13 protein-coding genes are annotated in these 13129 nt (G+C 72.3%); 9 read left to right on the top strand and 4 right to left on the bottom strand.

The window, feature by feature from the left end:
- Positions 1-24: 24 nt before the first annotated feature.
- Both BOSE127_RS13930 and BOSE127_RS13935 read right to left on the bottom strand, forming a co-directional pair.
- Positions 25-1494 (bottom strand): amidohydrolase, encoded by a 1470-nt coding sequence (locus tag BOSE127_RS13930; protein ID WP_159557671.1) that lies wholly within the window; start codon positions 1492-1494, stop codon positions 25-27.
- Positions 1491-2144 carry an FMN-binding negative transcriptional regulator gene (locus tag BOSE127_RS13935; RefSeq protein ID WP_159557673.1) on the bottom strand — a complete coding sequence of 218 codons (654 nt, stop codon included), beginning with the start codon at positions 2142-2144 and terminating at the stop codon, positions 1491-1493. The genes BOSE127_RS13930 and BOSE127_RS13935 overlap by 4 nt, the downstream gene beginning before the upstream one ends.
- Before the next feature lie 182 nt (positions 2145-2326).
- Between BOSE127_RS13935 and BOSE127_RS13940 the strand changes: the two genes are divergently transcribed.
- The 7 genes from BOSE127_RS13940 to BOSE127_RS13970 all read left to right on the top strand — a co-directional run bounded on the left by BOSE127_RS13940 (position 2327) and on the right by BOSE127_RS13970 (position 10860).
- Positions 2327-3913 (top strand): peptide ABC transporter substrate-binding protein, encoded by a 1587-nt coding sequence (locus BOSE127_RS13940; protein ID WP_040418899.1) that lies wholly within the window; start codon positions 2327-2329, stop codon positions 3911-3913.
- Positions 3914-3921: 8 nt separating this feature from the next.
- Complete coding sequence (locus BOSE127_RS13945; protein ID WP_159557675.1) at positions 3922-5316, top strand: M14 family zinc carboxypeptidase; 1395 nt, start codon at positions 3922-3924, stop codon at positions 5314-5316.
- Complete coding sequence (locus tag BOSE127_RS13950) at positions 5316-6257, top strand: ABC transporter permease (RefSeq protein ID WP_110859193.1); 942 nt, start codon at positions 5316-5318, stop codon at positions 6255-6257. The genes BOSE127_RS13945 and BOSE127_RS13950 overlap by 1 nt, the downstream gene beginning before the upstream one ends.
- On the top strand, positions 6254-7144 hold the full coding sequence (locus BOSE127_RS13955; protein WP_042538539.1) for an ABC transporter permease: 891 nt from the start codon (positions 6254-6256) through the stop codon (positions 7142-7144). Before BOSE127_RS13950 ends, BOSE127_RS13955 begins: the two co-directional genes overlap by 4 nt.
- A gap of 70 nt (positions 7145-7214) precedes the next feature.
- Positions 7215-8624, top strand: a complete 1410-nt coding sequence (locus BOSE127_RS13960) for a serine hydrolase (RefSeq protein ID WP_236559557.1) — start codon at positions 7215-7217, stop codon at positions 8622-8624.
- The gene (locus BOSE127_RS13965; RefSeq protein ID WP_159557677.1) at positions 8621-9202 is read left to right on the top strand and encodes a GbsR/MarR family transcriptional regulator; all 582 of its coding nucleotides are present in this window, start codon (positions 8621-8623) and stop codon (positions 9200-9202) included. Before BOSE127_RS13960 ends, BOSE127_RS13965 begins: the two co-directional genes overlap by 4 nt.
- Entirely contained in the window at positions 9199-10860 is a 1662-nt protein-coding gene (locus BOSE127_RS13970) for a dipeptide ABC transporter ATP-binding protein (protein WP_159557679.1), read from the top strand. Before BOSE127_RS13965 ends, BOSE127_RS13970 begins: the two co-directional genes overlap by 4 nt.
- Before the next feature lie 18 nt (positions 10861-10878).
- Here BOSE127_RS13970 and BOSE127_RS13975 read toward each other — a convergent pair whose 3' ends face one another.
- The gene (locus BOSE127_RS13975) at positions 10879-11460 is read right to left on the bottom strand and encodes a hypothetical protein (protein ID WP_159557681.1); all 582 of its coding nucleotides are present in this window, start codon (positions 11458-11460) and stop codon (positions 10879-10881) included.
- 147 nt (positions 11461-11607) lie between these two features.
- Between BOSE127_RS13975 and BOSE127_RS13980 the strand changes: the two genes are divergently transcribed.
- Both BOSE127_RS13980 and BOSE127_RS13985 read left to right on the top strand, forming a co-directional pair.
- On the top strand, positions 11608-11937 hold the full coding sequence (locus BOSE127_RS13980) for a hypothetical protein (RefSeq protein WP_017886019.1): 330 nt from the start codon (positions 11608-11610) through the stop codon (positions 11935-11937).
- 101 nt (positions 11938-12038) lie between these two features.
- Positions 12039-12191, top strand: a complete 153-nt coding sequence (locus tag BOSE127_RS13985; protein ID WP_017886018.1) for a hypothetical protein — start codon at positions 12039-12041, stop codon at positions 12189-12191.
- A 67-nt stretch (positions 12192-12258) separates the two neighbouring features.
- Here the strand turns inward: BOSE127_RS13985 and BOSE127_RS13990 are convergent, their stop codons facing one another.
- Positions 12259-13116 (bottom strand): EamA family transporter, encoded by an 858-nt coding sequence (locus BOSE127_RS13990; RefSeq protein WP_042538531.1) that lies wholly within the window; start codon positions 13114-13116, stop codon positions 12259-12261.
- Positions 13117-13129 lie beyond the last annotated feature (13 nt).

Genomic DNA, 13129 nt, shown 5'->3' on the forward strand with positions numbered 1-13129 from the left:
GGACGCACCCGCCCGTCCTCCTGCTCACAGCTCCCGGTACGTGAACCGCCCGGCGACGGCCGTCCCGAGCACCCGCATGCCGCGCAGAGCGGCGGACGACGCCGCCAGCGGGTCGGACTCGACGAACACCAGGTCCGCCACGTCGCCGACGGACACCCCGACCCGCCCGTCGGTCGACCCCTGCCACGCGACGAGCGACGAGAGCCGTTCGGCCGGGTGCCACGGATCGCGGCCGTCGCGGTCCCGCCCGACGGCCGCCGCCATCGAGACCCACGGGTCGAGCGGCGCCACCGGGGCGTCCGACCCGAGCAGCAGGCGCGCTCCGGCCCGTGCGAGCGAGGCGAAGGCGAACGCCCGGTCGGTGTACCCGGCCCAGTGCCGGTCGGCGATGTCCCGGTCGTCCATGGCGTGTTCGGGCTGCACCGACGCGGCGACCCCGAGCCGGGCGAACCGGTCGACGTCGGTGTCGACGAGCAACTGCGCGTGCTCGATCGTGCCGCGGGTCCCGACGGTCTCGAAGACGGCGAGGGCCAGGGCGTTCGCACGGTCGCCGATCGCGTGGATCGCGGGGACGAGTCCGGCGTCGACGGCACGCCGGGTGATCGCGACGAGGTCCTCGAACGGCCAGGCGAGCACGCCGGAGCCGTCGGTCATCGCGGCGGTCCGCGTGCCGAGCGACCCGTCCGTGACCACCTTGAACGGTCCCATCGTGAGCAGCCCACGGGTGCCCTCGACCACGTCGCCGGTGCGCAGCCCCCGGGCGATGGCCTCGTCGAGCTCGGCCGGGTACACCCCGGACGCGACCCGGATCGCGTCGGTGCCGGCGTGGATCCGGCGGCGCCAGCGGTCGAGCCCGAAGCGCATCTCGAGGTCGACCACGCCCGTCACCCCGCGGGCCGCCGCTGCTTCGGCAGCGTCCGCCACGGACGCGTCGAGCGCATCGTCCGGCACCTGCGACAACGCACCGGTCACGTCGAACGCGTCCTGCTCGCGCAGGACCCCGTCCTCGCCCGCCTCGAGCGGGCGGCCGACAGCGGCGGAGAAGTGCGCGAGCGCGAGGGCGTTGCACCACACCGCGTGCAGGTCCGCGCTGATGACGACGGTCGGGAGGCTCGGTGCGGCACGGTCGAGCAGCTCGCGTCGCGCAGGGCGCGGCCACGTCCCGTCGCGGTAGCCGTGTCCGACCAGGACGCGGTCCGTCACGCCCGCCCGCGCGACGGCGGCGAGCAGGTCGGCGGTCGCCTCGGCGGAGTCGCAGCCGGTGACGTCGACACGGCGGCGGACGAGCGCCCACTGGTCGAAGTGCGTGTGGTGGTCGCGCAGGCCCGGACCGAGCCAGGCGCCGCCGGCCTCGACCACGTCGGTGTCGACGCTCGTGGGGTCGAGCGTGCCGGTCGGGGCGATCTCGGTGACCCGGCCGTCGACGACGCGGACGTCGGCAGGGGCCCCGGAGGTGCCCACCCTGCGGACCGTGCGCAGCAGGATCTCGCTCATCGAGCCTCCCGGTCGTCAGCGCGCGCAGCGTGCGCTCGTGCCATCTCGTCGGCGAGCGCCGGCGACGCGTAGGGGCCGTCGCCCCGCAGGCCGGCGACGATGCGGTCGATCACCTCGGGGGCCTTGTTCTGCGACAGCTTGGCGCGGGCGTCGAACCGGGTGACGCGGATCCGGATGCCGACGGTGCCCTTCGCGATCCGGCGGGCGGTCTCCTCGTCGACCTGCAACGACACGGGCGAGGGCATGACGTGCTCGAAGTGGTCGACGAGTTCGCCGAGCACCCGGAAGTTCTCGTCGTCGGACAGGATCTCGGGGGTGCCCCAGACGTGGGCGGTGACGTGGTTCCAGGTGGGCACGAACTGTTCCGGCGGGTACCAGGCGGGGGAGACGTAGCCGTGCGGGCCCTGGAACACGACGAGGACCTCGTGCTGTCCGAGTTCGTGCGCGACCTCGTCGGGTCGGCCGACGTGGGACACCAGGACGAGGGCGTCCGGGTCGTCGTCGGGGCCGGGGGTCTCGAGCAGCACCGGGTAGTGCGAGGCGACCAGTCCGTCCGCGGTGTGGGACACGATCGTCGCCCACGGGTTCCCGATGATGAGGCGTCGGACCTCGTCGACGTCGGTCAGCAGGAAGTGCGGTGTGTGGCGCATCCTCCGAGCGTGGCACAACGAGCCGGGTCGCGCGACGGGTGTCGTTTCGCCAGTGTTTCTGCGCGGTAAAACTCTCAGAGCGCATTGAAAGAAGTCTTGTGGTCGGGATTCGAACCGTCCTAGCTTTCCCACCACCACGACGACCGGGCAGGGATCCGGCCGCACCCGATCGAGGAGAGATCATGCGACGCAGGACGATCGCCGCGCTGGCCGCGGCGGCAACCTTGGCCCTGGTGGCGACCGGCTGCTCGGCGGGCGGCACGGCCGACGACGACGCTCCCTCGAGCCTGGTGTACGCGACCGGCGAGCCCGACCACCTGACCCCGGGCCGGCAGACCGTGGCCTTCGACCAGGTGATGAGCGTCTTCGCACCGCTGACCCAGACCGACGCCGACGGCGACCTGCACGACGTCGCGGCGAAGAGCGTCGAGAGCGACGACGCCACCACGTGGACGATCACGCTGCGGGACGGCTGGACGTTCCAGAACGGCGAGCCCGTCACGCCGGAGAGCTACGTGAAGGCCTGGAACCACGTCGCCTACGGCCCGAACGCGTGGGAGAACAGCGGCCAGCTCGCCGGGATCGTCGGGTACTCCGACCTCAACCCAGCGAAGGGCACCCCCAAGACCAAGGAGATGTCGGGGCTCAAGGTCACCGGCAAGGACACCTTCACGGTCACGCTCACCCACGCGGACAGCCAGTTCCCGCTGCAGCTCAGCCAGGCCCAGACCGCGTTCTACCCGATGCCCGAGGCCGCCTACGACGACCTGAAGGCGTACGACGAGAAGCCGATCGGCAACGGCCCGTACGAGATGACGAAGGCGTGGAAGGCGGACCAGGAGTTCACCGTCACGGCCTGGAAGGACTACGAGGGCACGAAGCCGGCCACCGACGAGGTGACCTTCCGCAGCTACTCCGACATGAACACCGCGTACACCGACGTCCTGGCCGGCAACGCCGACGTGCTGTTCCTGCCGACCGACAAGATGACGAGCGCGAAGGCCGACTTCGGCGACCGCCTGCACTCCTTCGACGCCCCCGGCATCGACTACCTCGGGTTCCCGCTGTGGGACGACCGGTACTCCGACCCCGACGTGCGCCGCGCGATCTCGATGTCGATCGACCGTGACCAGGTGAACGACGCCATCTACGGCGGTCTGTACGAACCGGCCACCGCACTGACCCCGCCGTCGATGTCCGGCACCGAGGAGGGCATCTGCGGCGACGCCTGCGAGTTCGACCCGGCGGCGGCGAAGAAACTCCTCGCCGGTGCCGGCGGGTTCGACGGCACCATGACGCTCGTCTACCCGGGCGGTTCCGGCCTCGACTCCCTGTACGAGGCGTACGCCAACCAGATCCGGCAGAACCTGGGCGTCGACGCCGAGGCGAAGGCCACCACCGACTGGGCGTCGTACTACTCGGAGCTCACGGACAAGAAGGTCGCCGGCCCGCACTTCGGGCACTGGGGCGCGCTCTACATCAGCCAGCAGAACACGCTCCGCGCGCTGTTCACCACGGCCGGCGGGTGCTCCCCGTGCACCGGGTACTACCAGTCCGACGACGTCGACTCGCTGCTCGCGAAGGCCGACTCCGCCGGGTCCCAGGACGAGGCGAACGGGTACTACACGAAGACGCAGCAGGCCGTCCTCGAGGACTTCCCGATCGTCCCGACCTTCTTCGACAAGTACTCGTACGTCACGAGCGACAAGATCGCGAAGCTGCCGGCGGTGGCGGGCAGCCCCGTGATCGCGCAGATCGCCGTGAAGTAGGGCGGAGCATGGAGCAGCACACCGTCCTCGACCTGGTCCGCGACGTCCCCGACCACGACGGCTTCCCGCTCGTCGACGACCTGCACGCCCGGTTCGCCGCGCTCGCCGCGGCGCACCCCGACCGGGTCACGGTCACCCGGATCGGCACGAGCCGCCTCGGCGAACCCCTGCACAGCTACCGCATCGGCACCGGGTCGCACGCGGCCGTCGTGGTCGGCGGGGTGCACCCGAACGAGCCGATCGGTTCGTGGACGGCGCTGCACCTCGCCGAGACGGCCCTCGGTGACGAGCGGGTGCAGGTGCTCGACGTCACCTGGCACATCGTCCCGACGATCGACCCGGACGGCATGCGGCTCAACGAGGCGTGGTTCCACGACCCGCACGACCGGGTGTTCTACTCGCGCCACTTCTACCGGCCAGCCCCGGACAGCCAGGTCGAGTGGACGTTCCCGAACAGCTACAGGTCGGTGTACTTCGACCAGGTGCTGCCCGAGACGCTCGCGTTCATGCGGCTCATCGACGACACCGAGCCGGAGCTGCTCGTGAGCCTGCACAACGGCGAGATGGGCGGCGTCTACTACTACCTGTCCGAGGACCTGCCCGACGTCGTCGACACCCTGCACGCGGTGCCGGCCGCCCTCGGGCTGCCGCTCGACACCGGGGAGCCGGAGTCCCCGTACCTGCGGGAGCTCGCACCGGCGGTGTTCGCGATGGACGGCATCGAGACGGCGTACGCCTACCTCGAGGAGCTCGGTGTCGACCCGGGTGAGCACATCCACGGCGGGTCGAGCGCGGCGTGGGCGATGCGGCACGGGGCCCTCTGCATGGTGGCCGAGCTGCCGTACTGGAGCCACCCCGACGCCGACGACCAGACCGCGACCGACGAGTCGTACGCCGACCTGCTGCGCCGGTGCGCGGACGAGCTCGGCGCCTCGGGTGCGGAACTGCAGGCGTTCCTCGACGAGGCGTCGCCGATGCTCTCGATCCCGTCGCCGTTCGTCGAGGCCTCCCGGGCGTTCGTGCCGATGCTCGCCGGGATGGCGGACACCGACCGCCGCCGCGCCGAACGGGAACCGGCGGACCGGACGGCCACCGTCGCCGAGCGCTTCGGCTGCGAGGACCTGGTCCGCTGCTTCCGCCTGCGCTACGGCGGCATGCTCCTGCGCGCCGTCGAGGCGGAGACGACCGCCGGCACGGCGTCCGCGCCGCTCCGGCGGCTCCGCGACCGCCTGGCCGAGCGGTACGCGCACTGGCAGGCGGACGCGTCGACGGGTGCCGAGCCGATCCCGGTGGGGAAGCTCGTGGGCGTGCAGTACGGGGCGATCCTCGCCTGCGCGAGCCACGTGGCGGACCCGACCCGTGCCTCCCGTCCGGTGTCGGCGGCCGTGTCGGGAGGCGCGTGATGCGTCCGACGCTCGCCGTCGGTCGCCGGCTCGGCGGCCTGGTCATCGTGTTCCTCGGGGTGACCTTCCTCATCTACGCGATGACGTTCGCGCTGCCCGGCGACCCGATCAAGGCCCTCGGCGGCGAGCGCCCCCTGACCGACTCGGTCGTGCGGGCGCTGCGGGCGGAGTACCACCTGGACCAGCCGCTGTGGCTGCAGTACGTGCAGTACCTGGGCGGCCTGTTCCGGGGTGACTTCGGCACCGACTTCAACGGGCAGTCCGTCGGCGAGCAGATGGCCTCGCGCTGGCCGGTGACGATCACGCTGGCGCTCAGCGCGTGGGCGCTCGAGATCGTCCTGGGCATCGGACTCGGCGTGGTCTCGGCGCTCAAGCGCGGCACGGTGCTCGACAAGACGGTGCTCGTCGGCACCATCGTCGTCGGGGCGGTCCCCGTGTTCGTGCTCGGCGTGGCCCTGCAGCTGGTGTTCTCGGTGCGGCTGCACTGGTTCCCGGTCGCGGGCGTCACCGCCGGGTGGCCGACCGCGTACGTCCTGCCGGCGTTCGTGATCGCCCTGTTCGGCCTGGCCGCGGTGTCCCGGCTCACCCGGACGTCGATGATCGAGACGCTCGACGCCGACTACGTGCGGACGGCCCGCGCGAAGGGGCTCGCGCCGGGCCGGATCGTCGGTGTGCACGTGCTGCGGAACTCGCTCATCCCCACCGCCACCTACCTGGCGACCGACCTCGGGTACCTGATGGGCGGCACCGTCATCATCGAGGGCATCTTCAACCTGCCGGGCGTCGGGAACCTGCTGTTCCAGGGCATCCGCTCGCACGAGGGTGCCGTCGTCGTCGGCATCTCGACCGCCCTCATCCTGGTGTTCCTCGTCACGAGCGTGCTCGTCGACCTGCTGCACGCCGCCCTCGACCCGCGCGTCCGGACAGGAGCCTCCCGATGACCACCGAAGCCCTCGGCGCCACCGTCGAACCCGTCGTCGGGGTCCGGCGCCGGCCACTGCTCGCCGCCGCACGGACGCCGGGGTTCTGGGTGCCCGCGTCGGTGCTCGTGGTGGTCCTGCTCATCGCGGCGTTCCCGCAGCTGTTCGCCGGACTGTTCGGCCACGGCGACCCCCGGGTGTGCGACCTCGGCCGGAGCGGGGCGTCAGCGACCGCCGGGCACCCGTTCGGCTTCGACCTGCAGGGCTGCGACGTGTACGCGAACGTCATCTGGGGCACCCGGTCGTCGATCGCCGTCGCGGTGCTCACGACCCTGCTCGCCGGCATGGTCGCGGTCGTCGTCGGGACCGTCGCGGGCATGGTCGGCGGGTGGGTCGACGCGGTCCTCGCCCGGCTCACCGACGTGTTCCTCGGGTTCCCGTTCCTGCTCGGCGCGGTCGTCGTGCTGAACAGCGTGGGGGAGCGGTCGGTGCTCACCGTGTCGCTGGTGCTCGCCCTGTTCGGCTGGCCGACGATGGCCCGGCTCGTGCGGTCGAGCGTCCGCAGCGTCCGGGGTGCCGAGTTCGTGCTCGCTGCCCGGACGATGGGGCTGTCGACGTGGCGGATCACCACCCGGTACGTGCTGCCGTCGTCGATCTCGCCGCTGCTCGTGCTCGCCACCATCACCGTCGGCGGGGTCATCGTGTCCGAGTCGTCGCTGACCTACCTCGGCATCGGGCTGGAGCGTCCGGCGATCTCGTGGGGGCTGCAGCTGTCCGCGGCGACGTCGCAGTTCCTCCGGGCCCCGCACATGCTCATCGCGCCGGCGGCGTTCCTCGCCGTGACCGTGCTCGCCGTCATCGCGCTCGGCGACACGCTCCGCGCCGCGCTCGACCCACGTCGGCGCTGACGTGCGTCGCGGCGGACGCCGCAGCGATCGACGCGCCAGACTCGAACCACCGCCCCTCGAAAGGACCACCGTGACCGACACCCTCTCCGCCTACCGGAAGACCCTGCCCTACATCCGTGAGTGGGTGTCGTACAAGGTGTGGCAGCTGCGGGTGCCCGGCGTGCAGGTCGCCGTCGGCTTCGGCGGCGAGGTCCTGTTCGACGAGGCCTGGGGCTACGCCGACGTCGAGGCCGGGCGCCGCCTGACCACCACCGATCTGTTCCGCATCGCCTCGCACTCGAAGACGTTCACCGCGACGGCCGTGCTGCAGCTCGCCGAGCGCGGGTCGCTCCGGCTCGACGACACCGTCGGCACGTACGTCCCGGCGCTGGTCGACGGTGGCTCCCCGCTCGCCGACGCCACCCTGCGCGAGCTGATGGAGATGGGGGCCGGCGTCATCCGCGACGGACACGACGGCGACTACTGGTCCCTGCTCCGCCCGTTCCCCGACGAGCAGGAACTCCTGGCGCTCGTGCTCGACCGGGGCCAGAAGGTACCGACCGGCTCGTCGTTCAACTACTCGAACCTCGGCTACTCCCTGCTCGGCCTCGTCATCGCCGCGGTGTCCGGGCAGTCGTACAACGACTTCGTGCGCGAGTCGATCACCGAACCCCTGGGCTTGCGGAACACCGGCCCCGACTGGGACCCCGCACGCGCCGACGACTTCGTGGTCGGGTACACCGGGTTCCACACCGCGCGGCACCGGCAGCGCATCGACCACGTCGACACCCGCGCGATGGCCGCCGCCACCGGGTTCCACGGCACCGCGTCCGACCTGGTCCGCTACTTCTCGCAGCACGTGATCGGGCAGGGCACCCTGCTCGACGACCACTCCAAGCGCCTCGCACAGCGGAAGGCCTGGAGCGCCACCGACGACCCCGCGGCCCGCGGCTACGGCGCCGGGTTCATCGTCGACCGGATCGGCGGACGCGAGGTCCGCGGCCACTCCGGCGGGTTCCCCGGCCACATCACCCAGTCGATGTTCGACCCGGCGTCCGGGCTCGTCGTGTCCGTGCTGACCAGCGCCGCCGCCGGACCCGCGACGGTCATCGCCACCGCGGTCATCGCCATGCTCGACGCCGCGGCCGACACCGACGCCCCGGGGACCCCGGTGCCCGACGACGTCGACACCACCGCCTTCACCGGACGCTTCGCGAACCCGTGGGGCGTCACCGACGTCGCCCGGATCGGTGACCGGCTCGTCGAGGTCGACCCGTCCGGCCCGGAGCCGATGGACACACCCACCCGGCTCGAGGTCGTCGACGCCGACACCCTGCGGATGACCCACGGCAACCGCTTCGGCTCCGTCGACGAGGACATCACCTACACCCGCGACGACGACGGCACCGTGCGGGCGATCCGTGGCGGTGGCGGCATGTCCCAGGAGCCGTGGTCGATCCCGGACGAACGACCCGAGGTGGCCGCCGGACTGGCCTCGTGACCGACGACCGGGGCACCGACGGCACCGACGGTGTCGGCACCGACGCCGACGACGACCGGCTGCTCGGACCGGAGCGCCAGGCGTTCGTCGAGGAGTTCGCCCTGATGCTCAACGACGGTGCGGGCATGCCCCTCACCGACGCCCGGGTGCTCGGCTACCTGATGATGACCCGCGCACCGCACTCGTCGTCGTCCGACCTGCAGGCAGCGCTCGGCGCCAGCTCGGGGTCGGTGTCGATGGCCACCCGACGGCTCGTCGACACCGGCTTCGTGAAGCGCCACATCGTCCCCGGCGAGCGCAGCCACTACTTCCGTGCCGAGGCCGACGTCTGGGGCTCCTGGCTCGCCAGCGAACGGAAGTACCTCGACCGGCAGCGCGACATCATCGGCCGCGGGCTCGCCGTCGTCGAGGGAGCCGGCCGCACCGGCACGGGCGACGTGGACGCCGAGGTCCGCGAACGTCTGCTCAACGGCCGCGACTACATGCAGTGGCTGCAGGGCTACCACCGCAAGATGCTCGAGGAGTGGGAGGCCTTCAAGGCCGCCCGCGACGACACCGACCCCCCGGAGACCCCATGAGCGGCACCACTGACGTCCTGACCGTCGAGCACCTCACCGTCACCTTCGACGTCGACGGCGAGGTCGTCCGTGCCGTCGACGACGCCTCGTTCACCGTCGCCCGGGGCGAGGTCGTCGCCGTCGTGGGGGAGTCCGGCTCCGGCAAGAGCATGACGGCGATGACCGCGATGGGCATCGCCCCCGACGGCGCCCGTGCCTCGGGGAGCATCCGGCTCGGCGACCTCGAGGTCATCGGCGCCGACGAGCGCACCCTCCGGTCGGTCCGGGGCCGCAGCGTGTCGATGGTCTTCCAGGACCCGTCCGCGGCCCTGAACCCGGTGTTCACCATCGGGTTCCAGCTCGCCGAGGCGGTCCGACGCACCGACGGCCCGCACGACCGCGCCGCCGTCCGGGAACGCTCGCTCGAGCTGCTCCGCGCCGTGGAGGTCCCCGAACCCGAACGCCGCCTGGGCCAGTACCCGCACGAACTCTCCGGCGGGCAGGCCCAGCGCGTGATGATCGCGATGGCGCTCGCCGCGGGCCCGGACCTGCTCATCGCGGACGAGCCGACGACCGCCCTCGACGTCACCGTGCAGGCCGAGGTGCTCGACGTCCTCCGCGCGCTGCGTGAACGCACGGGCACCGCGATCCTGCTCATCACCCACGACATGGGGGTCGTCGCGGACCTCGCCGACCGCGTGGTCGTGATGCGCCGCGGCCGCGTCGTCGAGACCGGCACCGCCGAGGCGGTCTTCGCCGCACCGTCCGCCGAGTACACGCGGGAACTCCTCGCTGCGGTCCCGCGCATGGGCACCGGGTCCGGTCTGGAGGCCCGGCTCGGCTCCGCCACGGAGCCCCCGGCCGCCGTCCTGGACGTCCGGCACCTCGTGGTCGAGTACGGCGGCGCCCTGCGGGGCCGGTTCCGTGCCGTCGACGACGTGTCGTTCACCGTCGGCCGTGGCGAGATCGTCGGCCTGGTGGGGGAGTCCGGCAGCGGCAAGACCACCATCGGCCGGGCCGCGGTCGGCCTCGCGCCGATCACCTCGGGCTCGGTGGTCGTCGAGGGCACCGACGTCGCCGGCGCACGACGAGCCGCCCGACGGCAGATGCGCCAGCACGTCGGCGTGGTGTTCCAGAACCCGCTCCGGTCGCTCAACCCCCGGTACACCGTCGGGCAGACCGTCGCCGAGCCGCTCCGCCAGATCCTCCGGCTGCCGGCGGTGCAGGTCGAGGAACGGGTCGAGCGGCTCCTCGCCGACGTCGGTCTCGACGGCGTGTACGCCGAGCGCTACCCGCACGAACTCTCCGGCGGCCAACGGCAACGCGTCGCGATCGCCCGCGCGGTGGCGCTCGACCCCGCGCTCCTGATCGCCGACGAGCCGACGAGCGCACTCGACGTGTCGGTGCAGGCCCGCGTGCTCGACGTGTTCCGCGAGCTGCAGGAGCGCCTCGGGTTCGCGTGCCTGTTCGTCACCCACGACCTGGCCGTGGTCGACACGCTGTGCGACCGGGTCGTCGTGCTGCACGGGGGCCGGGTCGCCGAACAGGGAACGCGCGACGCCGTCCTGCGCTCGCCGCAGGACCCGTACACACGACGGCTCATCCAGGCTGCCCCGGTGCCGGACCCCGGGGAGCAGGCACGACGGCGTTCCGAGCGTCTGGCTGCCCGCGTGGGCTGAGGCGAGCGGGAGTCCGGGTCAGCGCACCTCGGCCGAGGCCCACAGCACGCCGACGCCGCGGCCCACCGGGCGCAGCAGCGGCACGGCGACGAGCACCGCGGCGGCCAGGTACGCGACGGTCTGCAGCAGGCCCGGGACCGCGAAGGCCACGCCGAGGGACTCCTGCGGGAGTGCCGTGAGGAGCACGGTGTTCGACAGCAGCGCGGTGACGAACCACGCCGCGGCCGCCACCGTGACGATCCAGCCGAAGGCCCGCTGCGCACCCGGTTCGCTCCGGACCGTGACGACGCCGAAGGCCACGAGCGCCGCCTGCGCGACGACGAGGAACACGTCGATCAACAGTCCGGGAACCAGCGACATGAGCGCGAACGCGAGCACGGACACCGCGAACGTGAGCGCCCGGCGGTCCCGAGCACGCACCGCGGCGACGAGCACGACGACGCCGGCGATGCCCCCGACGACCGTGGCGCCGAGGAGCAGCCCGCGGGGCAGGTCCCAGGGCGCCAACCAGACCGTCCCGACCAGTCCGGCCGCTCCGAACACCAGCGCCGCCACCACCGCGGCCGCCGACACCACCCGTACCCCCGTGCTGCTCTGCATGCCCGCACCCTATGCCCCGGGGCGGCGCCAGCGGAACACGTTCCCCGCGGTTCGGCGCCCCTTGCGACACGCCCGTCGGGCACCGGGTCGTCGTCCAGACGGCGCGGTCGACTTGACGGCTGTTCGAACACACGTTCGAATACCGTCGTGGGACGGCGTCGCGAGAACCGGTGGCAGCCCCCGGAACACCCGGAGGTCGAGCGTCCGCGCGCCTACTCCCTGTCCGAGGACGCCCGCGGCGACGACGTCTGCCACGCCGTCACCCCGAAGCCGGTCTGGGCGTGGATCCAGTTCCCGACCTTCCACGTTCGGGTGAAGGCCTTCGCGAAGAGCTGGACCCGCGACGCCGTGCTCGTGGAGTGGGCGCAGTTCGGGCAGCAGGCCGAGGCGTGGGTGTGGCGTTCCGCGGTGAAGCACCGCACGCTCCGTGCCGACCGGGACAGCGCGAACCGGAGTCCGCAGAACGCACTGCGTTGACTTCCGCCCACACCCCGAGGATGGTTTAGCGAACACGGGTTCAGCAAGTAACTCACTGATCGAGGCATTCGGTCCGGACCCGTGCTCACGAAGGAGGCACCATGAAGAACGCAGCGGTGCCGTCCTGGGTCGCCCACGTGCTCACCCCGCCCGAGGTCATCAGCGCCTACGTCGAGCGTCGGATCAACGATCCGGCCCTGCTGTCGGGTGAGCAGTCGGAACCCACGTACGCAGACTTCCTGCGCGACGAGTAGACGGACTTCTCAGGAGGCCCGGATCACGCACCGCCGTCGGCGGACGTGATCCGGGCCTCCTCTTCGTTCACCCCACCGGTCCGCCACGTCGGCGACGCGCCGACAGCGTCACGCCGACGCTCGCGGCGGTGACGCACGCCAGGGCGACCGTCTCGAGCACCGACAGCCCCTCGGCCAGCACCACCAGGCCGGCCAGGGCGGCGATCGCCGGGCCGAGGCTCTGCAGCACCCCGAACACCCGTGTCGGCATCCGGCGGAGCGCGAGCATCTCGAGGGCGTACGGCAGCACGCTGGACAGCACGGCGACGGCACCGAAGACGAGCAGGAGCGCCGGTTCGCGCACGACACCGTCGACCGCGGACCGGAGCCCGAACGGCAGCGACACGAGCATCGCGACCACCATCGACACGACGAGCCCGTCGACACCGGGGATCGCGGCGCCGACGTGCCGGTTCATCACGATGTAGCCCGCCCAGCAGCCGGCCGCGAGGACCGCCCAGACGACCCCGCCCACCTCGGTCACCGCGGTCGGGCCGACGCCGAGCAGCACGACCCCCGCGAGCGCCAGCACGGCCCACAGGGCATCACGCCAGCGCCGGGTGTGCACGAGCGACAGGGCGAGCGGCCCGAGGAACTCGATCGTCACGGCGACACCGATCGGGATGCTCGCGAACGACAGGTAGATGAAGACGTTCATGCCGCCGAGCGCCAGGCCGAGGCCGACCGCACCGAGCCACTGCGCCCGCGTCCAGTGCCGGACGCGTGGACGGACCACCAGGGCGAGGACGACGGCACCGATGACGAGCCGGAGCGTGGCGGCCCCGACCGCACCGACCTCGTCGAAGTGGGTCTTCGCGATCGCGGCGCCGAGTTGGACGGACACCATCGCGGTGAGGGCCAGCAGGGGCGCGGGGACCCGGTTCATCACAGGGCTCGGC

Source organism: Curtobacterium sp. 8I-2, from assembly GCF_902506155.1.
GTDB classification, from domain to species: Bacteria; Actinomycetota; Actinomycetes; order Actinomycetales; family Microbacteriaceae; genus Curtobacterium; species Curtobacterium poinsettiae.